This window comes from Microbacterium sp. zg-B96, assembly GCF_030246865.1.
Taxonomy (GTDB): Bacteria; Actinomycetota; Actinomycetes; order Actinomycetales; family Microbacteriaceae; genus Microbacterium.
Window position 1 is genome coordinate 1,127,662 of sequence record NZ_CP126738.1, and the last position, 23,521, is coordinate 1,151,182.

Sequence of the window (23,521 nt, forward strand, 5' to 3'; positions counted from 1 at the left end):
GACATCGCGCATTGCGTGGTTTCTCAGCCCGAAAGTGGTTTGTCGAGGGCGCGGGGTGGTTAGCGCACCATGAAGCGCGCGAACCGGGCGGTGGGGATGCCGGCGAGGGAGACCTCGCGCGACGGCCCCGCCGCGCGGGGGAGCGGCGTGCGGGTTCCGGTCTCCCGGAACCGCTGCACCGCCCACGACTGCACCCCCGCGTCGGCGAGCCGGCAGCCGAGGTCGGCCAGCCCCGATTCGTCGATCGCGGTGGAGTGCACCGTGGTGCGCACCTCGTAGTCCAGCGGCCGGTCGGTGCCCATGCGCAGCGCGTGCTGAGCGAGCACGAGTTCCAGCGACCGCCAGGCGCGCTCGCTCGCGCCGGTGCTGCCGGTGACAGCCGCGTAGTTCCCGGCCGTCGCCTTGATGTCCAGCCCGACCCAGTCCACCAGCGGCAGGATGCGCGCCAGCTGCCGCGGATACGCGCCTCCGGTGTGCAGCCCGACGGCGAAGCCGCGCTCGCGCACCTCGACCATCGCGGGCCGCAGCGCCGCCTGCATCGTCGGTTCGCCGCCCGAGAAGACCACCGCGTCCAGCAGCCCGACGCGGGTGTCGAGAAAGGCGGCGACCTCGCCCCAGCTCATCGCCGCCGCCGCACGCGGCGGGATGAGCGCGGGGTTGTGGCAGTAGAAGCAGTCCCACGGGCAGCCCTGCAGGAACACCGTCGCGGCCAGTTTGTCGGGCCAGTCCACGGTCGACAGGCGAGTGAGGCCCGCGATGCGCAGGCCCTCGGGTGAGTCACTCCTCACGCGGTGCTCCGACGGGCTGCAGCGTGGCATCCTGCTTCTCCTGGTCGAAGTACACCCGCTCGGCCGCTTCGCCCTTCTTGCCGATGTTGAACGACGACACGGGACGGAAGTACCCCATGACGCGCGTCCACACCTCGCACTCGGCGCCGCATCGCGGGCAGCTGGGCAGGTCGCCCGACAGGTAGCCGTGGGCGGGGCAGATCGAGAACGTGGGCGTGATGGTGATGTAGGGCAGTCGGAACCGTTCCAGCGAACGGCGCACGAGCGCCTTGCACGCCTGTGCGGATGCCACGGCCTCGCCCATGTACAGGTGCAGCACGGTGCCGCCGGTGTACTTGCCCTGCAGCCCCTCCTGCAGCGCCATCGCCTCGAAGGCGTCGTCGGTGTACCCCACGGGCAGCTGCGACGAGTTCGTGTAGTAGGGGTTGGCGTCGGTACCGGCGTGGATGATGCCCTCGTAGCGGGCGATGTCCTCCTTGGCGAAGCGGTACGTCGCGCCCTCGGCGGGGCTGGCCTCCAGGTTGTACATGTGGCCGGTCGCCTCCTGGAACTCCACCATGCGCGCGCGCACGTGGTCCAGCAGCCGGCTCGCCAGCGCGATGCCCGACTCGGTGGTGATGTCGTCGGTGTCGCGGGTGAAGTTGCGGACGAACTCGTTCAGGCCGTTGACGCCGATCGTGGAGAAGTGGTTGTCCAGCGAGCCGAGGTAGCGCTTGGTGTACGGGAAGAGCCCGCCTCTGATGTGCGTGTCGATGACGATGCGTTTGGCCTCGAGGGTGTCGCGGGAGATCTCGAGCAGTTCGTCCAGCCGGGCGATGGCGGCAGCTTCGTCGCCGGAGTGCACGAACCCGAGGCGAGCGCAGTTGATCGTCACGACGCCGAGCGACCCCGTCTGCTCCGCCGAGCCGAACAGGCCGTTGCCTCGCTTGAGCAGCTCGGTCAGATCCAGCTGCAGGCGGCAGCACATGGACCGGATCATGTGGGGGTCGAGGTCGGAGTTGATGAAGTTCTGGAAGTAGGGCAGGCCGTACTTGGCGGTCATCGCGAACAGCGCGTCGACTGCCGGGTCCTCCCACTGGAAGTCCTTCGTGATGTTGTAGGTGGGGATCGGGAAGGTGAAGGCGCGGCCGTCCTCGTCGCCCTCGGCTAAGACGTCGATGAATGCCTGGTTGATCAGGGCCATCTCCACGGTCAGCTCGCCGTAGGAGAAGTCGCACACCTCGCCGCCGATGAGCGGGCGCTGCTCAGCGAGGTCGTCGGGCACGGTCCAGTCGAAGGTGAGGTTGGTGAACGGCGTCTGGGTGCCCCACCGCGACGGCACGTTGAGATTGAACACGAACTCCTGGATCGCCTGGCGTACTTCGGCGTACGTGAGCTGGTCGAGGCGGACGAACGGGGCGAGGTAGGTGTCGAACGAGCTGAACGCCTGCGCGCCCGCCCATTCGTTCTGCAGCGTGCCGAAGAAGTTGACCATCTGACCGAGGGCGCTGGTGAGGTGCTTCGGCGGGCGGGAGGAGATCTTTCCCGGCACGCCGTTGAAGCCCTGTTCCAGGAGGGTGCGCAGCGACCATCCGGCGCAGTAGCCGGCGAACATGTCGAGGTCGTGGATGTGCAGGTCGCCGTTGCGGTGGGCGGTGCCGGCCTCGGGGGCGTAGACCTCGTCGAGCCAGTAGTTGGCGATGAGCTTGCCGGAGGTGTTGAGGATGAGCCCGCCGAGCGAGTAGCCCTGGTTCGCGTTGGCGTTGACCCGCCAGTCGGCGCGGGAGAGGTACTCGTTGATGGTCGTACCGACCGCGACGGAGCGGGGTGCGGACGGGGCGGAATCGGTGCTCATCTGGGTTCCTCTGGAGGGTGGGTGCTCGACGGGATGCCGCGGATGCGGTGCTCGGGATCACCACTATATATATGTGGTCAGACCTCACCATTAACCTATATGTAGTGTCCACAGCGGATGCCGCGGTGAGCGCGATCGCGATTGTGGGGCCGCACAGCGGCGCGCGCCGCTGCCGGATCCGCGCGGACCCCGGGTGTATAGTGGCCCGTCTCGTCAGGTATGCCAGGGTGGGAGGGTGACGATCGTCCCTCCCGCTCCGGATGAGCCGCGTCGGCCCGACGGCCCGCGCAACCCCGGCGATGCCTGGGTCGTCACCGACGACGGCACGCGCTACTGGGGGCGGTTCGGCGCGGCGGGGCTGCTCGCGCTGGATGCCGAACGCGGCATCCTGATGCAGCATCGCGTGTCGTGGAGTCACTTCGGCGACACATGGGCGCTGCCGGGAGGCGCGCGCCACGAGCACGAGAGTGCGGCCGATGCGGCGCTGCGGGAGTCGGCGGAGGAAGCGGGGGTCCCGCCCACCGCCGTGCGGCCGCGGCTGCTGAGTACGCTCGACCTCGGCGTCTGGACGTACGGCACGCTGCTGGCCGACGTGGTGGAGCCGTTCGAGCCCGTCATCAGCGACCCGGAGAGCCGGGAGCTGGCGTGGGTGCCGGTGGACGAGGTCGACCGCCACCCGCTGCATCCGGGGTTCGCCGATTCCTGGCCGGCGCTGCGTGATCTGCTGCAGGTGCGTCCCGCGATCGTGGTCGACGCGGCGAACGTGGTCGGCTCGGTGCCCGACGGGTGGTGGCGAGACCGCTCGGGGGCGGCATCGCGGTTGCTCGCGCGGCTCGCGGAGTGGGCGCGCGGCGGCATCGACGGTGCCGGGCTGGATCTGCCCGACGCGCGGTGGTATCCCGAGGTGTCGGTGGTGCTGGAGGGCGCGGCTCGCGACGCACCCGATGAGCCCGGTCTCCACGTCGTGCGTGCCGAGGCCGCCGGCGACGACACGATCGTCGCGGAGGCCGCGCGCCTCGTGACCGCCGGCCGCACCGTCACCGTCGTTACCGCCGACCGAGAGCTCTCGGTTCGCGTCGCGGATGCCGGAGCCGCAGTGCGGGGACCTGGGTGGCTGCTGGACCGGATGCCGGGGCGCGCGTAGCCCGGCGGAAACGACGAAGGGCCGGCAGCCGAAGCTGCCGACCCTTCGCAAGGACGTGATCAGTGACCGACGGGAAGCGCCTCGCCGTGCGGGGCGTCCTCGGTCGTGGCGGGCTTGCGCACGAAGCACGCGAGCACCACGGCCGCCGAGGCGACGATCGCCCCGGTGAGGAACGCGACGTGCACACCCGAGGCCGTAGCGGCGATGACGCCCGCACCCTCGGACATGGCGGCCGCGGCCTGCACCGACATCAGGGTGACGAACACCGCGGTGCCGGCGGCGCCGGCGACCTGCTGGATGGTGCCCATGATCGCGCTGCCGTGCGGGTACAGCCGCCGCGGCAGCGAGCCCAGTGCCGAGGTCAGCAGGGGAGTGAAGACGAAGCCGAGCCCCAGGTTGAGGGTCATGTGCACCGCGATGATCCAGCCGATGGAGGTGCCGGCGTCGTAGGTGGTCATGCCCCACAGGGCGGCCGCGGCGACGATCATGCCCGGGATGACCAGCGGCGTGGGGCCGTACTTGTCGAACAGTGAGCCGACGATGGGCGCGATGACGCCCATCAGCACGCCGCCGGGGAGCAGCATCAGGCCGATGGTGATCGTCTTGAGCTCGAGTACCGTCGACAGGTACATCGGCAGCAGCACGAGCGAGCCGAACAGCGCCGCCATGACGATCACGACGAGCGTGATGGCCAGGCTGAAGGACTTGGACTGGAACACGCGCAGGTCCAGCAGGGCGTTGTCGCTCTTCTGCAGGTGCAGCTGGCGGGCGACGAAGGCCGCCAGTCCCAGCGCGCCGATGACGAGCGGAACCCAGAACGGCACGACCTCGTTGTCCGATGCGGCCTCACCGATCGAGCTGAGACCGAAGATCAGGCCGCCAAAGCCGAGGGCTGAGAACAGCACGCTGATCGCGTCGAAGCGCGCGTGGGTGGTCTCGGTGACGTTGCGCACCCAGAGAGCGCCGAGCGTGGCGGCGATGAGGGCGATCGGCAGGACGAGCCAGAACAGCCAGCGCCAGTCGAACGCTGACAGGATGACGCCGGAGACGGTCGGGCCGACGGCCGGAGCCACCGCGATGACGATGGAGATGACACCCATCATGCGGCCGCGGTGGGAGGGGGCCACGATGGACAGCACCGTGGTGAACAGCAGCGGCATCATGATGGCCGTGCCGGATGCCTGCACGACGCGGCCGAGCATCAGCACGCCGAAGCCCGGTGCAAGTGCGGCGATGAGCGTGCCGACGATGAACAGGCTCATCGCGGTGAGGTACACACCGCGCAGCGGGAAGCGGGCCAGCAGGTAGCCGGTGAGTGGGATCACCACGGCCATTGTCAGCAGGAAGCCGGTGGTGAGCCACTGCGCGGTGCTGGCGGTGATGCCGAGGTCGTCCATCAGGCTCGGCAGGGCGACGCTCATGATCGTCTCATTGAGGATGACGACGAAGGCCGACACCACCAGGAGGGCAATCACGACGCCGGGCCGGGGAACAGGGGATGGAGCAAGGGTGGGCTGAGTGCCCGTGTCGGTCGGGGTCTTCTCGAGGGTCATGCGGTCTTTCCGATAGGGGCGCGCGCAGCGTCCGGCGAGCGGAAGCTTGCCGATGCGTTGGCACGCGGAGACCGGCGCGTTCGTCAGGGCGCGCCGAAGAGCGACGTCAATCATGGCAGAGAGTGCCATCTTGGCGCAAACTGTATGATCATCGCATGCAGACCGCTGCCCCTACCCCCACGGATGCCGGCGAAGAGCCGCTCGGTCTTCGTGAGCGGCGCCGTCGGGAGACGCTGCGCGAGGTGTCGGATGCCGCTCTGGACCTCTTCGAGCGCAAGGGCGTGCACGCGACGACGGTCGATGAGATCGCCAAGGCCGCTGGGGTGTCGCCGCGGACGTTCTTCCGGTATTTCCCGACGAAAGAGGACGCGGCCTTCATCACCGATGTCGAGCCGTCGCCGATTCACCGCTGCACGGTCGATGCCATCCGGGCCGGCGCGCCGGTGGCGCGAGCGCTCGAGGCGGGCTGGATGCAGGTGTTCGGCGAGTTCGACGTCGACCCCGACGCGCGGGCACGGATGCTGCGGCTGCGTCAGCTGGTGCAACACGAACCTGCGCTGCTGGCAGTGGCGCTGCGCAACGATGCCGAGAGCGCCGATGCGCTGACGGATGCCGCGGTGGATGCCGCCGGTGCCGACGCCGACGTGCTGACGGCGCGGGCTCTGGTCACCACGGTTGCCGGCACTGTGCGGCTGGCCTTCGATGAATGGGCCCGGCGTGCCGAGCTCGGTCAGGAGGCGTCGGTTCGCGACATCTACCTGGAGTTGCGGCGCGGTCTGGCGCGCTACGTGGAGCAGTTGGGGGATCCGGTCTAGTCACGCTTCCTCCCCAGATGCGGATCTGTGGAGTTATCCACAAGCCCAGGTCAGGCGTTGTTTCGGGGCCCTTCAATGTCGGAGGGGGTCGGCAGGATTGGGGGTATGAACACCTCCCCGACCACCACCGCCGCACGGACGGCCGTGCTGTCGCATGAGCAGGTGATCTCCGGGCTGGAAGGGGCGCGGCGGCGTCGCGCGGAGGCGGATGCCGACGAGTTGTGGTTCCTGTCGCAGGCGGAGGCGGTCGCCGAGGCGCAGACCGCCCGCATCCCCACCAGTGACGGTCGGGAGCGGGAGATGCCGTTGCGGTCGATGGCGGCGGAAGTCGGCGCGGTGCTGCGTCGCTCGGATCACGGCATGCGCGACAGGATGCACGACGCGACCGTGCTGGTGGACGAGTTCCCCGCCACATTCACGGCGCTGCGAGAGGACCGGATCGACCGGCAGCATGTGCGGCTCATCCAGGATGCCGGCGCCCGCATCGCCGACCCCGACGCGCGTGCCCGGTTCGAACAAGCCGCGCTGGTGGCGTGCGAGAACGACACTCCGGGACGGGCGAAGCCACTCGTGCTGATGCTGGCGCAGCGACTCAACCCGGTGCCGTTGGAAGAGCGGCACAAGGAGGCCGCGGCCGGCCGGCGGGTGTGGGTGCGGGACCTCGACGACGGGATGGCGGAGTTGGCCGCGCTGCTGCCGGCGGAGTTGGTATACGCGATGCGGGACCGGCTGAACCAGCACGCCCGCCAGATCGCGGACGCCCACCGCGCCGCGGCCAAAGCCGCTGCCGAGGCCGAAGCCGAAGCGATCGCCGCGGATGTGATCGCGACCGACACCCGGACGATGGATCAAATCCGCGCGGACGTGCTCACCGACCTGGTCCTCACCGGACACGCCAGCGCACCCGAGGCAACCGGGAGCATCCCGGAAGGGACACCGATCGTCGCGCAAGTGCAGATCGTCATCCCCGCCCACACGCTCGTCGGCATCGGCGATGAGCCGGCCGAGCTGGTCGGGTACGGGCCGATCGCCCCCGATACCGCCAGGCGCCTCGCCGCGACCGCCGAGGTGTGGGAACGACTGTTCACCTCACCCACCACGGGCGCGGTGCAGCAGGTGCTCACCTACCGGCCGACCCGGGAGATGCGCAGACACCTCGATGCCCGCGATGAGCACTGCCGGTTCCTGGGGTGTCGAAGACCGGCCCGCCAGTGCGACCTCGACCACACCCATGACGCTGCCCTGGGTGGGCCTACCTGCCTCGCCAATCTCGCGAACCTGTGCCCGGGTCGACATCACCCGGTCAAGCACGGCACCGCGTGGAGCGTGGTGCAGAAAGCCGACGGCATCCTGGAATGGACCAGCCCCACCGGCCGGGTCTACACCGACATCCCCCGACGGGTGCTGGAGTTCATGGCCTTGGCCGCCATCGAGGAGCCCGCACCGTTCTGAACGGGGACTACAGCGTCTCGCGCCCGCGCAGCCGGTCGGTCTCGCGCCGTTCCCGCTTGGTGGGCCGGCCGGTGCCGCGGTCGCGCATCGGCACGAACGCGGTCTCCTCCCGCGGCGGCGGCGGAGGCGTACGGTCTTCGACCGCTGCGGCCGCGAGTGCCGCGCCGACCCGTTTGGTGATGGTCTGGCGCACCACGAGGATGCGGTCGAACCCGGCGACGCGTACCCGAAGCTCGTCGCCCGGTCGCACCGGCTGCGCGGCTTTCGCCCGCTCGCCGTTCACGCGCACGTGTCCGGCGCGGCATGCGGTGGTCGCGGCCGAGCGGGTCTTGTACACGCGTACCGCCCACAGCCAGGCATCCACGCGCGCGGAGCTCACGGCATCCGTCATCGACTGGCCTTCGCCCGCAGGTAGCGCACGACGCCGAGCGCGATGAGGCCCTGTCCGATCGTGTATGTGACCATGACCGCGACGCCGAGCAAGTCGGGAGGGTTCGGAGTGAACCGGTCGAACGCGAGCATGGTGTCGGATGCCAGGAAGAACACGGCGCCCACCAGCACCGCCGGATTGCAGCGTGTCGCGGCGACGGCGGTGGCGCCCAGCAGCAAGCCGTAGATCGCCACTGCGATGGCCAGGCCGCCGAGCAGGGGCCACAACACGACCACAAGCACGACCCACCAGACGGCGTATACGGCCGACCACCAGGGCAGGCGCCGCTCGCCGACATACCGCCAGAAGAGCCAGACGTAGCAGGCGTGCGCCAGGCCGAAGCACAGCAGCATCATGGGCAGTTCGTCCTCGAAGAACGGGAAGAACGCCGCGGCGCCGTCGCCGAGCCACGAGAACGCGAGGGCCGCGATCAACAGCGTGGCCACGGCGCCCCAGCCCGTGCCGCGCAGTGCCCACATCGCGGCGAGGGCGAGCACCGGCATGAGGGCGAGCTTGCTGGGGTACGTCAGCGGCGAATCCACCGCGAGAAACGCGACATGCGCCAGAGCGATGACGGCGTAGGCGGCGAATCCCCACCACCACGACTGGGTGCGTGCCGGATTGGTCACGGTTGTGCCGGGGGCGAGGTGCACGGCGCTCCTTCGGGCGGACAGGCGGGTGGCTCTCATCGTACGGTCCCGCCGGGAGCGTGGTCAGTCGCCGAGCGGGCGCTGCACGATCGCGATGTGCGGTTTGGGGCGGGCGACTTCGTGGAAGCCGGCGTCCTCGAAGGTCGACAGGGAGCCGTGGTACAGGTCGTTCGTCGACGTCTTCTGCACCGAGACGTCGATGGGGTACGCCTCCACGACGCGGGCGCCTCCGTCGCGGGCGAACGTCACCGCGGCATCCAGCAGCGCAGCGCTGAGCCCCTGGCCGCGGAACTCCCGGCGCACCACGAAACAGCTGACCGCCCAGACCCCGGGGTCATCGAATGGATCGGGGGAGGCGGTGTAATTGCGCGTATGAGCCAGGCGCGGTTGGCGCGCGCGCGGTCCCACCCGCACCCATGCGGCGGGCGCGCCGTCGACGTAGGCGAGCAGGCCCGGCGGGGGACCGGCGGCGATTTCGGCGCGGAACATCTCGGTGCGCGTGTCGACCGTGGTGGCATCCCAGTCCTTGCTGCGCAGCAGCCACCACATGCACTGGCATCCAGCGCCGTCCCCACCATCCGAGAACGCGTGCTGGATGTCGTCGAAACGCTCGGGGGACGCCGTCTCAATGGTGATCTCGCCCATGTCGCGACCGTAGCGGCGGCGTGCGACACCGGCAAGTCAGGGTGTGCGCAGGCGGATGCCGCGGTGCGCCGCGCCCGGCACGGACCGGTTCGCGCGGGCCGCGGCGACCGGCTAGGATAGGGGAGTTGTCCGCTCGCGGACGGCAGAAGACCGGGATGTGGCGCAGCTTGGTAGCGCACTTGACTGGGGGTCAAGGGGTCGCAGGTTCAAATCCTGTCATCCCGACCGGTAAGTCCCGGGAACCTAAGGGTTCCCGGGACTTTTTCGTGGGTGAAACGTGATCACGTCATCGCAATGCCATCACTTTGACCCGTCTCACGCCGTGTCGCGGCGGGGTGCCTCGACTGGCTGGACTTCGCTCCGATTGCCTCCGAGTAGTGGGGCGTCTGGGTGCGCACCTCTTCGGTATGGACGCCGTGGACAGCCTGACGCTCGAGCTCTGGGGTTTGGAGAGACTCCTCAATATCAACGAGCTCGCGGCGTATCTCCGGGTTCCGGTGTCGACCATTTACGAGTGGCGCATGAAGGGGCAGGCGCCTCCCGCGCACCACTACGGCAAGCATCTGACGTTCGCCGCCTCGGATGTGCGGGCTTGGGTGGACGCGCACAAGGAGTCCGAATCTCGAGCGTCGACCGATCCGCGGTGACACGATGAGCCGGCAGCGCCTCGCGATCGGCACGTTCGGCGACATCGGGGTTCCTCCCCGCCGCGCACGGTCGCGTCATGGCCAGGGCGCGCTTCAGGGATTGGGACGGCAGGACCAGGCTCGTGCAGGTGACGGCAGAGACGAAGGTTCTCGCGGAGCGCGCACTGAAGGTGAAGCTCTCGACGCGAGACCTCTTCCAGCCGGCGTCGTCGTCGCTCACACCCGACAGCCCGTTCTCCGCCCTTGTCGACTACTGGCTCGACGACCTCGATCTAGAAGGACGCCTCGCTACGCGCACGCGCCTGCTGTACGAACGCAACATGCGCACGCTCGTGATGCCTGCGCTGGGGAACCTGACATTGCGCGAGATCGGTTTGGCCCGTTGCGATCAGCTCCTCAAGCAACTCAACAGGCAGAGCTACAGTCGAGCCAAGCACGCCCGCGTGGTGCTTATCGATGGAACTTTCGAACATGCGAACTTCTGAAAGTCGGATGTGCCCCTGAGCGTGTTGGCCATGGCCGACCCGGCTGATAGAGGCGTTAGCACCATCGGACTCCGGGCGTGATTCGCGTGATGGGCGCCGTACACAGGCACCGCGATGCCGCGCGACGCCTCGTGAATGTGACCGTCGCAGACTGCCCAGGCGTCGGCGCGATCGTCGCGGGAACGCTCATGACGGTCACACTCCCGGCCGACCACCCCGTCATGGACGGTGCTCTCGCGGCTCAGCTGCCCGCGGCGATCGTCGAGCGCATCGAGCACCCGCTTCGTGCGCTGATCTGAGGCACGGGGGCGCCGCTTCGGGGGGCGAACCCGTCGCGGGATCACATCGGATGCTTCGGATTCACAGTGCGATGCCCGACGGAACCGACTGGGTCTCCCTCCGCACGGTCGACGTTCCCGTCTTGTGCTGTCGCCGAGGCCACGGCGGCATCGATCCTCGCTTGGATGCGAACAGCGGATCGACGCCGGAGTGCGCGAACAAGGAACGCGGCACACAGCACGAGCACGACGAGGGCGAGTTGAGACCAGGGAACGGTCACGACCGTGAACGCTGTACTGGCCGGTGAGAGCGTCGTGTCGGCGGTGTCGGTGCCGACGAGCGACGGATCGGCGGTCAGTGTGCCCGACGTCAATGCGAGGGGCCAGATCACGAGTTCGACTGTCTCGACGGCGGCCTGCCCAGGAAGTATCTCGCGCTGACCCCCGTCGACGGTTGCGGAGGCCAGCCCGAGGGGCCCGTTCATCGAGACTTCGGTCGCCGCACCGAGGCGGAGGTTGCCGCTGTTGGTGATCTCATACTGGACGGTCACCGTCGACGGAGCAAACGGGTTCCATGAGGGAGAGTAGGTCGTGTCGGTCACGACCGGCGTGAGCTGGGCGACGATGTCGCCGGCGACCCGCAGATGGACACGGACTCCCACGCGCGAGGACAGCTCCACGTCGAAGGAGTCACCGACGATCAGCTCAGCGACTATTCCGGCGGGGTGGTCGCCGGGAGTGGCATCGGCAGGTACGCGCACGTCGACCGGCAGCACTACCGTTGTCTCGGCGGGCACCTCGATGGCTATCCCGCCATCGGCTCGTGGCGTGGCGCCATCGATGGCGGGGATCGTGATCCATGAGCCGCCGCCTGTCGCGGCTTCGTCGCCGGGAATCAGGTCGAACGTTCCATCGGCTGTGACGGTCCCGTCGCTGGCATAGACCGCGAAGACGGCCGGGACCGCGCTGTAGTTCGTGAGCGCGACGTGGTCGGAGGCGGTCTCGCCGCCCGCGACAACCTGTCGAAGCGAGACACGCCCGTCCGGACCCTCCTGGCTGGACGGCTGGAGTGACCAAGTGATCCCAGGCGACGAGGGATCCGCCTCCACAGCAGCGATGGCCATCGGGCCAGGTACTGCTGCGAACGCAAATACGAAGGCGAGGGCGGCTATGAAGGGCCGAGAGCGATGAGTCATGGTGTGGTGGGTTGGTGGTCCCGGGTGGCGCAGTGTCAGCGGCTCCACCCGGGACCGGTCTTTTAGTCGACGGGGAAGAGGGATACCGTGACTGCGGCGGTGTAGGCGCCCTCGGGGGTGCCGACGGGGACGTCGAGGAACAGTCCCGCACCGAGCACGCTGGCCCCGCGTCGACCTTCATCGGTAGCGGTGGCAAGGGTCGAGGGAACCGCGAGGCCGTTCCCGCCGTCCATGGCCGTCTCCGATCGGTCTCCGGCAGTCACACCGGGGCGCGAGTCGATCACCCGCGGATCCCACCCGAAGTGATCGGCTCCGACCACATTCGCACCCGAGACGAACGCGGTGGACTGACCGGAAGTGGCCCAGCCGCCACCCGCTGCCTGCGCGGCATTGCGGGAGTCGGTGACCGTGATCGTGGGCAGCTCGCCGGAGAAGCGCCACCGGTCCGGGGCCGTACCGGTGCGCACCAGCTCCACACCCGTACCGAACTCCGCCACTGTCAGCGTCAACGCACCCGACTCGTCCGTCACCTCAGCCGTCACCGGGATCCCCTCGAGGTCCTGATCCAGCGGTGACCGGTTGAACCGATCGGGAGTGTATTCGACGAAGCGAGCCACACCGAGATCGAGGCTCTCAGCGTGTGCATTGAGCGCTTCGACGGTGTCGCGGTCACCCCACGAGCCGGTGTCTAGTCGGTGGAGCAGCAGCTGCGCCGCGGCGACGCGCTCGGCGTCCGTGAAGCCGCAGTGACCCGCGCTGGGCACGAAGGCCTGGCGCAGAAGGTCGCCGTTGCCGGCCTCGCCCACGAGGCGCGCGTACTCTGCCTGCTGTGCGATCGTCGAGATCTGGTCTCCGAGATTGTCGAGCGTCACTACGGGGACCGAAATGTCACCGTTGAACTGCAAACCCTCGGCGAACCGCGCGACGGCTGCCGGATCGGCTGCGATCCGCTCGGTTGCGTTGACCAAGGCGAGCTCGGCCTCGAGCGACAGGCCGGCCTCGGCATACAGCGCTGCTACGGCGGCCTGTGCCTCGGGCGATGCCTTCTCGAGCTGCCGCGCGTAGTCGATTCCGACGTTCCACGACGGGTTGCCACCGGTGAAGATCTCGATGTTCCGACGGCTGCTCATCGCCTGGCCGATGTAGGGGAGGCCGCCACCCGAGAGGGCCCCGTACCATCCAGCCTGGTATGCGTCGAGGTCTGCGGGGTCCGGGAGCGCCGCACCCTGCGCGAACGCCGGCAGCTGGCCGATCGCCGATGCCAGTGCGATGCGCGCCTTGCCTTCGGGGGTCTGCTGCGCCGCGGCGAGCAGACTGCGCCACCCGTTCGTCGACGCGGTGACATCCTGGACGCCGATGACCGGCAGCTCGCCCTCGCGGTCGAGTAGCTGCTTGAGCACGAATACCGTGTCGAGCTTCTGGTTCCACTGCGACACCGTGCCGGACAGGCCGCCGCACATCGCGACGACACCGTCGATGGCATCCGGGTGTCGTTGAGCCACCCCGGCCGCGACGAATCCGCCCTGCGAGGCGCCCATCGCGATTGCGCGGGTCGGCTCCCCGATCTCGGCGCCCAGTCGCTCCAGCGCCTCGACTTGGTTGTCGAGTGCCTGCGCGATGTTCCATCCGGTGACATTGCGCGAAGTCCCGCCATAGGCGGCCCCGCCGTCGATGAGCGCCCGTGCGACCGCCGATGGGTTGCCCGAGCCGTCGAGGTCGACGAACACCGTTCCATTCCAGCCAGCCGGGACGGTGAAACGGAACGGAGTGCTGTCCGCCAGCGTTCCGCTGATGGTGCGTTCGACGGCGTCATCGCCGAACGCCGCCGGGGCGGCGAACTGGAGTCCTGCCGCCAGTAAGGCGCCGCCGGCCAGACCGGCGAGCACCTTCTTCCCTGTCTGAAGATTTCGCATCAGTGATGGTTCCTTCCTCGTGCTTCATTGCGTTCGGAGGTGCCCGCGACGTCGGCCGCGGAATCCAGGCCGGCAGCGCACGGACCGATCGGGTCCGACGCGGAAGACCGTGGCATAACGTCAACTACGTTGATACTCTGGCGACGATACCGCCCCAATCGTGCGGGAGTCAACCACTCCCGAAACGGTTGCGGTGGGAGGCATCCGCCGAACCACGACAATGACGTCTGGAAGGAAAACCCATGCAATGGACAACTGATTCGGTGTCGCCGGGCCGGAGCGCGGCGCCTCGGAGGCACGCCCGCCCGTACCGGCACGTCGGCGTGGCGCTGAGCGCGATCGCGGGACTCGTGCTCGGCCTCTGCGGGGCAGTCGCTGCGCACGCAGAGGACCTCATCGAGGAGCCGATCTCGCTCTCAGGTCAACTCGCGAACGGCACTGCCTATGCGATCACCGTGCCTGCGAACTGGACGGGAACACTCGTCATGGACGCGGACCTGCGGTCGGCCACGAACGCCGAGGGCCGATGGCTCGCTGAGCAGGGCTATGCCGTGGCTTCCCGATCCCGCGACGTCACGGACTGGGATGTGGGCGGAGGCTCGCGCGACCTCATCGAACTGAAGGGGATCTTCGTCGACGCGGTGGGCATCGAACCTGCAACGACCATTGTCACCGGACGCTCGCTTGGAGGGTTGGTCTCACGTGATGCGCTGAACACCTTCGGGGAGGAATTCGACGGAGGCATCCCGATGTGCGGTGGTGGCAGCGGCCTGGTCGGGATGTGGAATCACCGGCTCGACGCATCGTTCGTCCTCGATGTCCTCGTCGGCGGCGGCGGCGCGATAGAACTCGTGCGCATAACGGACCAGTCGGCCGCAGATGCCGCTCTCGGCTCGCTCGTGGATCAGGCGATGGCGACCCCGGAGGGTCGTGCGCGTGTCGCGCTGGCAGGTGCCATCGGCGGCGTCTCCGGGCGGCCCGGCGGCGCGCCGGAGCCTGCAGACGACGACTACGCCACGCGCCTGCAGACGACGGCCTCGACGCTGAAGCTCCTTCTGCTGCGCCGTTCGGTGCTCGAGCAGACTGCGGGTGGGAACATGTCGTGGAATGCCGGCGTCGACTACACGCACCAGTTCGAGACCTCGGGGCAGACGGCGATGGCCGAGGCCCTGTATTCCGAAGCCGGCCTCGACCTCTCCGCCGACCTGGCGACGCTCGCCGGGGCCGAGCGGATCAGCGCCGACGTCGGCGCGGTGGAGTGGGCACGCACGAGTGGTGTCTACGACGGCACGCTTGAGATGCCGGTGCTGAGCGTCTTCACCGACACCGATCCGCGCGCCGCGCTCAGCGAACTGCGCGCCTACGAGGAGACGGTCGCAGCAGCCGGGAGTTCGGAGATGCTGCGCCAGGTCGTCGTCGATCGCTCGGGGCACTGCAGCTTTACCGCCGCCGAGTTCGTCGCCGCACTGGATGCGCTCATGGAGCGGATCGAGACGGGCGAGTGGGGTGACCGTGCTACCCCTGAGGCGCTGAACGCGCGTGCGGCCGCGCTGCAGGCCGAGACAACGATCGTGCTGGGTACGCCCGCGTACTACACGGTGTCGGACATCCCGCCGTTCCCCCGGCTGTTCACCTCGGACATGCTCCTGCCTGGGCTGGATGGGCGTGAGGGGATCCCGGTGACGGCTGAGGTGACGGACGAGTCGGGTGCGTTGACGCTGACAGTGGCGGAGTTCGGTACGGGTGTGGAGCTGGTGCGCACCGGTACGGCCCCGGACCGGTGGCGCTTCTCCGGCGAGCTGCCCACGATCACGGTCACCGACTCCCGCAATGCCGCGCAGGCAGCGGGTGGCGGCTGGGCCACTTCCGGTCAGTCCACCGCGTTCGTCTCGGGTGCGAATGTGGTCGGAGCCGATCACTTCGGGTGGGATCCGCGGGTGATCGACTCGCGCCCCGGTGTGACTGCCGGAGACCGATCGGAGACGGCCATGGACGGCGGGAACGGCCTCGCGGTTCCCTCGACCCTTGCCACCGCTACCGATGAAGGTCGACGCGGGGCCAGCGTGCTCGGTGCGGGACTGTTCCTCGACGTCCCCGTCGGCACCCCCGAGGGCGCCTACACCGCCGCAGTCACGGTATCCCTCTTCCCCGTCGACTGAGCATCGGATCATGTGGGGGACGGAGTCGTCGACTTCGTCCCCCGTGACCGTCTCGTCGAGGATGGGTTGCGCAACCCATGCGTTGCCGCCGAGATTCTTCCCAATAGGGTTGAGGTTCTGGAATATCAACTTTTATGATGTTAGTGTGGTTATCGCCCGATGCCGCTCATGATTTACACAACGATGTGGAGTCTCCGAAATGAAGATGCGACGAGCTGCTGTCCTCCTTCCCCTGCTGGCGATGTTCGCCACGGCAGGATGCGCCTCCGACGGGGCCGTTGTCCCCGATCCGTCCGATGACGCCGCACCGAGCGGCGTGAACACCGATGCACCGCTGTACGACTCACTTCCGGAGGCGATCCAGGAAGCCGGCGTGATCGTCGCCGCGGGCGACACGCACCCGCCCTACCGCGCGATCGAGGAGGGCGGCGAGATCACCGGCATCGACCCCGATATCCAAGCCGCGCTCTCGGAGCAGCTGGGCGTCCCATTCGAGATCGTCACGTCCTCCGGTCTCGATGCGATGCTCACCGGCATGCTGTCCGGGCGATTCGATGCGTTCAACGGTCCCGTCCGGGTCACGCCTGAGCGCCTCGCGGAGTTCGACGGCGTGGTGTGGATGACCACCCGCACGTCCTACATCTTCTTGGCGGAGCGCGAGACGGATCTCGGAACCCCCGAAGCCGTGTGCGGTGCCCGCGTTGCGGGTGTCACCGGCTCGGTCACCGAGAGTCAGCTCGCCCGCTACAACGAGTGGTGCGCCGGCGAAGGGCTTCCTGCCGCCGAGTTCATCGGACTGGAGGACAGCAACCAGACCTTCCTCGCGGTAAATTCGGATCGAGCGGACTTCGCGGGCACGACCCAGTCTGCAGCGATCGATCTGTCCGCGACTGAGCCGGGAGCCTACGGGTACCTCATCCAGTCAGACGACCAAGGCGCGGGCGTCGATCTCCTCGCGATGTTCATGCCGAAGGACAGCGGCCTCGCCGATCCCATGCTGGCCGCGTTCGAGGCGATCTTCGAGAACGGCGAATATGAGCGCATCATGGCGGAGTGGGGCATCAAGGATGCCGCGGTGGACGAGCCGCTACTGAACCCGGCCTCCTGACGCACTCGAAGACGAGGACCGACATGACCGACGTCACCACGCGCCCCTTGCGCAACCCGCACGCCGATCGATCGATCGACGCTGCGAACGCGCGTCGCCGTATCCATCCATGGCGCGTCGTCGCCGGTCTTGCGATCATTCTGGTCACCGCGCAGATCCTCCACTTCCTCATCACGAACGAGCGCTTCGACTGGCCTGTGGTGTGGGAGTACCTCTTCAATCCCAGTGTCCTCATGGGCCTGGGCATGTCAATCATGCTGACGGTGGTGGGCATGGTGCTGGGGTCGATCCTCGGCACCATGCTCGCCGCCGGGCAACTGAGCTCGTTCGCCCCGGTGAAGTGGTTCTGCATCGTGTTCGTCGGGTTCTTCCGCGGCGTGCCGCCGCTCGTCCAGCTCATCTTCTGGTATAACCTGGCGTACCTCCTGCCGCGGATCGCGCTCGGTGTGCCGTTCGGTCCCGAGCTGTTGAGCTGGCCGACGAACGACGTCATCACTCCCCTCACGGCAGCGATTATCGGACTTTCGCTGCACGAGGCCGCATACATGGCTGAGATCGTGCGTGCCGGTATCATTTCGGTCGACTCCGGTCAGCGTGACGCCGCCTCGGCGATGGGCTTCTCGCGCTGGCATGCGTTCAGCCGGGTGGTCCTGCCACAGGCGATGCGCGTCATCATCCCACCGACCGGATCCCAGGTGATCGCGCTCCTGAAGGGAACGTCGTTGGTGAGCGTCATCGCGATGGGCGATCTGCTGCACTCCGTCCAGGTCATCTACAACCGCACCTATGAGGTCGTGCCCATGCTGCTCGTCGCCGTCATCTGGTATCTCGTGGTCGTCACCCTGCTGACGATCGTCCAACGACGGGTGGAGGGCCACTTCAGCCGGGGCATGTCCCGAACCGCCCGCGCACGGCGGACCATTCAGCGGATCGAGGAGCCGGCATGATCGCCGCGCAGGCGCAGGCGCAGGCGCAGGACAAGCCGGTGCTCGAGGTCATCGGGCTGCGCAAGCTGTACGGCGATGACGTCGCGCTCGACGGCGTCGACTTCGAGGTCCGCGTCGGCGAGGTGGTGGCTGTGCTCGGCCCCTCCGGCTCGGGCAAGTCGACGCTTGTACGCTGCATCGACCAGCTGGAGTCCATCGAGGGAGGTGCCATCTTCCTCGACGGCGAGCTCCTCGGCTACGAGCGACACCGCGACGGCATCCGCCCCCTCATGAATGCGGACATCGCCCGTCAGCGCCGTCGCATGGCGATGGTGTTTCAGCAGTTCAACCTCTTCCCGCACTGGACCGTGATGCGCAACATCACCGAGGCACCCATAAAGGTGCACGGTGTCCGCCCCGCCGAGGCGCGCGCTCGCGCGAAGGAGCTGCTCGCCCGAGTGGGTCTCGCCGACAAAGCAGAGGCCCATCCACGACAGCTCTCCGGCGGACAGCAGCAGCGCGTCGCGATCGCACGCGCCGTGGCCACCCAGCCGCGGATCCTCCTGTTCGACGAGCCGACGAGCTCACTCGATCCCGAGCTCATCGACGAGGTGCTGCAGGTGATCAAAGACCTCGCCGAGTCGGGGATGACGATGATCGTCGTGACCCACGAGCTCGAATTCGCGCGCAACGTCGCCGACAGATGTGTCTTCATGGCCGAGGGTGTCGTCATCGAAGACGAGCCATCCGCGAAGTTCTTCACCGATCCGCGCTCGACGCGACTGCGCGCCTTCCTCGGGATGGCACACGAGCAGCCGGCGGCGGAGGCCCGCGGGTGACCACTGTCCACGCCGTCGGTGACCTCGTGCTCGAGCGATCCGACACCAGAGCGCTGCTCGCTGCGAGCAGGGCCGTGTTGCGCCGAGCAGACGTCGTCGTCGGTCACCTCGAGATCCCTCATCTGCGCGAGGCGACCGTGCAGACTACCGATGTGCCCGCCATCCCTGGCCCGCCGGAGGCGCTGGACGGTGTCGCCGACGCCGGGTTCGGCATCCTCACTCTGGCCGGCAATCATGTCTACGACTTCGGCGCGGAGGGCATGCGCGAGACGGTCAGACACGCGACCGACCGCGGCATCGCCACCTGTGGCGTGGGCGAGACCCTCGACGAGGCCTTCGCACCCGCCGTGCGCGTGGTCGGAGACCATCGCGTCGGCGTGCTCAGCGTGAACGCCGTCGGGCCCCGCGAGACGTGGGCGAGCGGCCTCAAACCCGGTGCGGCCTACGTCGAGGTCATCACCCACTACGCAGATCGCGGCGCCAACCCTGGGGGTCCGCCGGGGATCACGACGTGGGTGAGCCCCGCGTCGCTGGAGCGCTTCACCCGAGCGGTGCGCGCTGCCGCGGCAGCGGTCGACCTGCTCATCGTGGCGATCCACAAGGGTCTCGTGCACACCCCGGCAGAGCTCGCGGACTATGAGCGCCCTCTCGCTCATGCTGCGGTGGAAGCCGGTGCCCATGCGGTCATCGGGCATCACGCGCACATCCTCCGCGGCGTGGAGATGTATCGCGGACGGGCCGTCTTCCATGGCCTCGGAAATTTCGCCACGGTGACATCGGCGCTCAACGCCGCATCGAGCGACGCGCCAGAGCGCGCGCGATGGGCCCTCGAGCGGCGACGGCTCTTCGGCTTCGAGCCAGACGCTGGGATGCCCGACTACCCCTTCCATCCGCAGAGCCGCAACACCGCGATCGCGGTGATCTCGCTGGCCGCCGATGGAAAAGTCGCCTACGGCATCATCCCCTGCTGGATCGACGACGCCGCACGCCCGACCCCGACTGGACCTGGGCCTCGGGGCGAGGCGGTCGTGGACTACCTGCGGTCGATCACCTCGAGTGCCGACCTGAACGCGCGCTTCGAGTGGGATGGCGATCGTCTGACCGTTGCCGATGCGCAGAACGGAGAGCTATGAGTACGGTGGGGCCCCTGACAGGCAAGACGATCATCGACCTGACGACGGCGCTCGCGGGCCCGTACGCGACCATGCTGCTCGCGAGCCTCGGCGCGCGCGTGATCAAAGTGGAGAACCCGACACGAGGAGGGGACTCCTCGCGCAACAACTCACCGTACGTGACGGCAGAGGGACTTCGGATGCGCCGGCTCGCCGCCGACGACATGTCCGTCTCCATGATGGCGCGCGGCCGCGGGAAGGAGAGCATCACGCTGAACCTCAAGACCGAGGAAGGACGGAGGATCTTCTTCGATCTGGTGCGCGAGGCGGACATCGTCGTCGAGAACTACAGTGCCGATGTGACGCGCCGACTCGGCATTGACTTCGAGGCGGTCCGCGTGCTTAATCCACGCTTGGTCTACACCTCGATCAGCGGCTACGGCGCGCAGGGAGTCCCGGGAGACGGGAAGGCCATGGATACGATTATCCAGGCTCTCAGCGGCGTGATGATGACAGCCGGCGAGCCGGGGGACGGTCCCGTGCGGTTCGGACTGCCGATCGGTGACCTGGTCGCTCCGCTGTTCGCGGTTATCGGCACTCTGGGTGCGGTGATGCACGCTGATGCGACGGGCGAGGGTCAACATGTCGACGTCTCGATGCTGGGCGCGCTCACGTCGCTGGTGGCCTGCGAGCCGTTCGACGCGCTGGAGTCGGTGGGGTTCCCTCTGCGCACGGGCCGCGTTGTCCCGCGACTCGCCCCGTTCGGCACCTTCGCCTCAGCCGACGGCTGGTTCGCGATCTGCGCGCCCACCGATGCATTCGCCCGGGGAACGCTGATGGCGATTGGGCGCCCGGAACTCGTCACCGACGAGCGGTTCTCCACGCGAGACGCGCGGGTCACCCATGCCGCCGAGATCCATGCGTTGATATCGGAGTGGGCGCGCGACCGATCGAGCATCGAGGTACTCGACGCCTTCGAGCGAAACGGCGTCCCCGCGGCTCCCGTCCGCGATACTGGGACCGCCGTGCGCGACGAGGTTGTGACCAGCCGCGGCGAGGTCGTGCCGCTCGTCCATCCCACCTACGGCCATTTCGATGGGTTATACGGAAGCGGATTGCCGATCGTGTTCTCGCGGTCGGATACGCAACTGGACAAGCCTGCTCCCGGATTGGGCGAGCACACGGATGCCGTGCTCGGCGAGCTCTTGGGGTACAACGCCGATCGGGTCGAGCGTCTGCGGCGCGACGGTGTGCTGTGAGCAGAGCTGATGCTGGCCCGGTGATCACCGTCGTCGGCGGCGACGTTCCTCGGCAGCTCGCGCTCGCGGCAAGCGCGTTGCCGCGTCGACTGTTCGGCTCGTGGGACGGACCGATCGATCCCGAGGCACAGGAGCTTCTCGGCTCTGCTGACGCCGTCGCCGCCCGCATCCTCACCCGACTCCGTGCCGAGCCCGGGTCGGATGCGATCGTGGTGTGCAATGACAGTCAGGCCCACCTGCGCCTGTTTTATGCCCTGCGCGCGATCGGGAGCAGCGTGCCCCTCCATCTGATCGATCTGCCTCGCAGCGACACGCCACCCGCGCGTGCCTTCGCCCGTGCCGCACTCCACCGGTTCGCGACGTTCTGCTCGGAGGTTGCCGGTGCCCGCATCGACAGTGACTCACTGGCCGCTGCGGCTTCGGCCGAGCGGGAGGTCGGCGACGCGTTGCAGAGGCTGCGGGCGCGCCGTCGTGCAGCACGACCCGGATGCACCGGCGCGGCGGCGTTGGACGCCTACGCCGCCGCGGCGACTCTCCCGCCACGTGAAGCAGTGACACGCATCGACGATGCCACCAGCGCGCCGGTCGATCGGCGGCGAGTGCACGTCACCGGATCATCGCATCCGGATGCGACGGTCTACACGATCCTGGAGCGCTCAGGCTGCCTCGTCGTGAGCGAGGATCACGACACGGGCGATGGCGCCCTGCTCGGCAGCGCCGCGGCCGGGGACACACTCGACACGGTGATCGAAGGTCTTCTCGGAATCCACTTCGCCCGGACCGGCGGCTCGGCCACGACCTCCAGCGCCGCGCGCTCGGCGCTCACGCGAGAGACGGTACTCGCCAGCGGCGCGCACTCAGCGGTCGCGCTGATTCGACGAGGCGACGAAGCGCCGCTGTGGGATCTGCCCGAGCAGCGCGCTGAACTGGAATCCCTCGGGCTCGCGCTTCACGTTCAGACAGGAGTAGCAGCGGGCGACGCCGTAGCGGCGGGCGAAGCTCTCTCCGCCTCGCTGCGACTCGAGGAGGTCAGATGATCCGTCCGCATCACGATCGCCTCGCCACCGCTTCAGCGGCCACTGGGTATCAGCGGGAGTGGTTCCGCGAGCTGCGCGAACGCGCAGCCCAAGGAGCACCAATCGCGTTGGTGAACGCGGACGCGCCGCACGAGGTGCTGCGCGCACTGGGAATCCCGTACGTCGTGAATCAGTGGTGGTCGTCGATCATCGCCGCGAAGGGCGCCGGACCACCCAGCCTCGCGACGATCGCCGCTCTGGGGCTTCCCGACGACAGTCGCCAGTACGACGTGCTTCCGCTCGGAGCCCAGCGGCTGTCGCAGGACGACGCACCGTGGGGTGGACTCCCCGAACCTCGATTCGCCGTGGCGGAGCGAGGCGGCGATGTTACACACAAGATCTTCGAGCAGTGGGGGCGCAGCCCAGACACGGAGACGTTCCTTCTTTCGCGCACCGCAGCCGTACCCGCGCCTGAAGGATGGTGGGAGCTCACTCCGCATCGATGGGAGGAGGTTTTCGGGTCGGAGCGCATCGACCTGCTCGCCGGTGAGATCACGCTGCTCGTGGCATGGCTGGAGGAGAGGACAGGCACGACGCTGGATCGCGGCGAGTTCTCCCGAATCCTCGACCTCGCGAACGAGCAGGCCGAATGGAACCGTCGAACCCGCGATCTCCTCGCAGCGGCCCGCCCTTTACCCGTCGAAGTGACCGATTCGATACCGAGTGTCATGATTCCGCAGTGGCATCGCGGGACCGCGTGGGCAGTCGAGGCTGCACGGAACCTGCACGACGAGGTGGCGGAGCGGATCGCGGCCGGTGCCGCAGTGTGTCCCGGGGAGCGCATCCGACTGATGTGGATCGGACGAGGACTCTGGTCGGATCTGGGCATGTACCGCTCGTTCCAGGAGGAGTTCGGCGTGGTCTTCGTTTGGTCGATGTACCTGGCGATCGCCGCAGACGGCTACGCGCGGTACGGTGAAGACCCGATCAGGGCTCTGGCTGCACGCTTCGTCGGCCTCACCGACCTGCTCTACGTGCCGCCGATGTCGACGTCGTGGTATGTCAAGGAAGCCCTCGCGCACGGTGTGGATGCGGTCGTGCATCTCGTCGCCGATGACACTCCCGGGGGTGCCCTGATCACACGGGCGCTGGAGGATCGAGACATTCCGGTGCTCGAGATCCGTGCCAGCAACGCCGACGCGCGCTCGACCGGAGTCGTGCGCGAACGGATCGCCGAGTTCCTGCGGGAACGCGTCGGCTCCACATCATGAG

22 protein-coding genes and 1 tRNA gene are annotated in these 23,521 nt (G+C 68.2%); 15 read left to right on the plus strand and 8 right to left on the minus strand.

Features of this window, described 5'->3' with window-relative positions:
• Positions 1 to 59 precede the first annotated feature (59 nt).
• Both QNO11_RS05070 and QNO11_RS05075 read right to left on the minus strand, forming a co-directional pair.
• Positions 60 to 788, minus strand: coding sequence for an anaerobic ribonucleoside-triphosphate reductase activating protein (locus QNO11_RS05070; protein ID WP_257510232.1), 729 nt, complete (start codon positions 786 to 788; stop codon positions 60 to 62).
• On the minus strand, positions 778 to 2,622 hold the full coding sequence (locus QNO11_RS05075) for a ribonucleoside triphosphate reductase (RefSeq protein WP_257510233.1): 1,845 nt from the start codon (positions 2,620 to 2,622) through the stop codon (positions 778 to 780). Before QNO11_RS05075 ends, QNO11_RS05070 begins: the two co-directional genes overlap by 11 nt.
• A gap of 235 nt (positions 2,623 to 2,857) precedes the next feature.
• Between QNO11_RS05075 and QNO11_RS05080 the strand changes: the two genes are divergently transcribed.
• Positions 2,858 to 3,766: an NUDIX domain-containing protein gene (locus QNO11_RS05080; RefSeq protein ID WP_257510234.1), complete on the plus strand. Its 909-nt coding sequence runs from the start codon at positions 2,858 to 2,860 to the stop codon at positions 3,764 to 3,766.
• Between the two features lie 59 nt (positions 3,767 to 3,825).
• Here QNO11_RS05080 and QNO11_RS05085 read toward each other — a convergent pair whose 3' ends face one another.
• Positions 3,826 to 5,319: an MDR family MFS transporter gene (locus tag QNO11_RS05085; RefSeq protein WP_257510235.1), complete on the minus strand. Its 1,494-nt coding sequence runs from the start codon at positions 5,317 to 5,319 to the stop codon at positions 3,826 to 3,828.
• A 155-nt stretch (positions 5,320 to 5,474) separates the two neighbouring features.
• Between QNO11_RS05085 and QNO11_RS05090 the strand changes: the two genes are divergently transcribed.
• Together QNO11_RS05090 and QNO11_RS05095 are read left to right on the plus strand one after the other, a co-directional pair.
• On the plus strand, positions 5,475 to 6,134 hold the full coding sequence (locus tag QNO11_RS05090; protein WP_257510236.1) for a TetR family transcriptional regulator: 660 nt from the start codon (positions 5,475 to 5,477) through the stop codon (positions 6,132 to 6,134).
• Between the two features lie 105 nt (positions 6,135 to 6,239).
• Complete coding sequence (locus QNO11_RS05095) at positions 6,240 to 7,586, plus strand: HNH endonuclease signature motif containing protein (RefSeq protein ID WP_257510237.1); 1,347 nt, start codon at positions 6,240 to 6,242, stop codon at positions 7,584 to 7,586.
• A gap of 7 nt (positions 7,587 to 7,593) precedes the next feature.
• Here the strand turns inward: QNO11_RS05095 and QNO11_RS05100 are convergent, their stop codons facing one another.
• The 3 genes from QNO11_RS05100 to QNO11_RS05110 are packed head-to-tail and all read right to left on the minus strand — an operon-like array spanning position 7,594 to position 9,311.
• Complete coding sequence (locus QNO11_RS05100) at positions 7,594 to 7,977, minus strand: RNA-binding S4 domain-containing protein (RefSeq protein WP_257510238.1); 384 nt, start codon at positions 7,975 to 7,977, stop codon at positions 7,594 to 7,596.
• A complete protein-coding gene (locus QNO11_RS05105; RefSeq protein ID WP_257510239.1) occupies positions 7,974 to 8,705 on the minus strand; it encodes a lysoplasmalogenase in 732 nt (243 codons plus the stop codon). Before QNO11_RS05105 ends, QNO11_RS05100 begins: the two co-directional genes overlap by 4 nt.
• A gap of 24 nt (positions 8,706 to 8,729) precedes the next feature.
• On the minus strand, positions 8,730 to 9,311 hold the full coding sequence (locus QNO11_RS05110) for a GNAT family N-acetyltransferase (protein WP_257510240.1): 582 nt from the start codon (positions 9,309 to 9,311) through the stop codon (positions 8,730 to 8,732).
• 151 nt (positions 9,312 to 9,462) lie between these two features.
• Here QNO11_RS05110 and QNO11_RS05115 point away from each other — a divergent pair.
• The 4 genes from QNO11_RS05115 to QNO11_RS05130 all read left to right on the plus strand — a co-directional run bounded on the left by QNO11_RS05115 (position 9,463) and on the right by QNO11_RS05130 (position 10,742).
• A tRNA-Pro gene (locus tag QNO11_RS05115) sits at positions 9,463 to 9,536 on the plus strand.
• A 182-nt stretch (positions 9,537 to 9,718) separates the two neighbouring features.
• The gene (locus tag QNO11_RS05120) at positions 9,719 to 9,958 is read left to right on the plus strand and encodes a helix-turn-helix transcriptional regulator (RefSeq protein ID WP_257510241.1); all 240 of its coding nucleotides are present in this window, start codon (positions 9,719 to 9,721) and stop codon (positions 9,956 to 9,958) included.
• Positions 9,959 to 10,035: 77 nt separating this feature from the next.
• Positions 10,036 to 10,443 carry a site-specific integrase gene (locus tag QNO11_RS05125; RefSeq protein WP_257510242.1) on the plus strand — a complete coding sequence of 136 codons (408 nt, stop codon included), beginning with the start codon at positions 10,036 to 10,038 and terminating at the stop codon, positions 10,441 to 10,443.
• A gap of 137 nt (positions 10,444 to 10,580) precedes the next feature.
• A complete protein-coding gene (locus tag QNO11_RS05130; protein ID WP_257510243.1) occupies positions 10,581 to 10,742 on the plus strand; it encodes a 2-oxo acid dehydrogenase subunit E2 in 162 nt (53 codons plus the stop codon).
• Positions 10,743 to 10,783: 41 nt separating this feature from the next.
• On the opposite strand, the gene QNO11_RS05135 is transcribed toward QNO11_RS05130, so the two are convergent.
• Both QNO11_RS05135 and QNO11_RS05140 read right to left on the minus strand, forming a co-directional pair.
• Positions 10,784 to 11,845: a COG1470 family protein gene (locus QNO11_RS05135; RefSeq protein WP_257510244.1), complete on the minus strand. Its 1,062-nt coding sequence runs from the start codon at positions 11,843 to 11,845 to the stop codon at positions 10,784 to 10,786.
• Between the two features lie 134 nt (positions 11,846 to 11,979).
• On the minus strand, positions 11,980 to 13,830 hold the full coding sequence (locus QNO11_RS05140) for an alpha/beta hydrolase (RefSeq protein ID WP_285169778.1): 1,851 nt from the start codon (positions 13,828 to 13,830) through the stop codon (positions 11,980 to 11,982).
• Positions 13,831 to 14,072: 242 nt separating this feature from the next.
• Between QNO11_RS05140 and QNO11_RS05145 the strand changes: the two genes are divergently transcribed.
• The 8 genes from QNO11_RS05145 (at position 14,073) to QNO11_RS05180 (ending at position 23,520) form a co-directional block, all read left to right on the plus strand.
• Positions 14,073 to 15,989 (plus strand): hypothetical protein, encoded by a 1,917-nt coding sequence (locus tag QNO11_RS05145; protein WP_285169779.1) that lies wholly within the window; start codon positions 14,073 to 14,075, stop codon positions 15,987 to 15,989.
• 199 nt (positions 15,990 to 16,188) lie between these two features.
• Entirely contained in the window at positions 16,189 to 17,097 is a 909-nt protein-coding gene (locus QNO11_RS05150) for a transporter substrate-binding domain-containing protein (protein WP_257510270.1), read from the plus strand.
• Between the two features lie 23 nt (positions 17,098 to 17,120).
• Positions 17,121 to 18,044, plus strand: a complete 924-nt coding sequence (locus QNO11_RS05155) for an amino acid ABC transporter permease (protein WP_257510269.1) — start codon at positions 17,121 to 17,123, stop codon at positions 18,042 to 18,044.
• Positions 18,041 to 18,862: an amino acid ABC transporter ATP-binding protein gene (locus QNO11_RS05160; protein ID WP_285169781.1), complete on the plus strand. Its 822-nt coding sequence runs from the start codon at positions 18,041 to 18,043 to the stop codon at positions 18,860 to 18,862. The genes QNO11_RS05155 and QNO11_RS05160 overlap by 4 nt, the downstream gene beginning before the upstream one ends.
• Positions 18,859 to 19,995 (plus strand): CapA family protein, encoded by a 1,137-nt coding sequence (locus tag QNO11_RS05165; protein ID WP_257510268.1) that lies wholly within the window; start codon positions 18,859 to 18,861, stop codon positions 19,993 to 19,995. Before QNO11_RS05160 ends, QNO11_RS05165 begins: the two co-directional genes overlap by 4 nt.
• Positions 19,992 to 21,233, plus strand: coding sequence for a CaiB/BaiF CoA transferase family protein (locus QNO11_RS05170; RefSeq protein WP_257510271.1), 1,242 nt, complete (start codon positions 19,992 to 19,994; stop codon positions 21,231 to 21,233). Before QNO11_RS05165 ends, QNO11_RS05170 begins: the two co-directional genes overlap by 4 nt.
• On the plus strand, positions 21,230 to 22,270 hold the full coding sequence (locus QNO11_RS05175) for a 2-hydroxyacyl-CoA dehydratase family protein (RefSeq protein ID WP_257510267.1): 1,041 nt from the start codon (positions 21,230 to 21,232) through the stop codon (positions 22,268 to 22,270). Before QNO11_RS05170 ends, QNO11_RS05175 begins: the two co-directional genes overlap by 4 nt.
• On the plus strand, positions 22,267 to 23,520 hold the full coding sequence (locus QNO11_RS05180) for a 2-hydroxyacyl-CoA dehydratase family protein (RefSeq protein ID WP_257510266.1): 1,254 nt from the start codon (positions 22,267 to 22,269) through the stop codon (positions 23,518 to 23,520). The genes QNO11_RS05175 and QNO11_RS05180 overlap by 4 nt, the downstream gene beginning before the upstream one ends.
• Position 23,521: the final 1 nt, after the last annotated feature.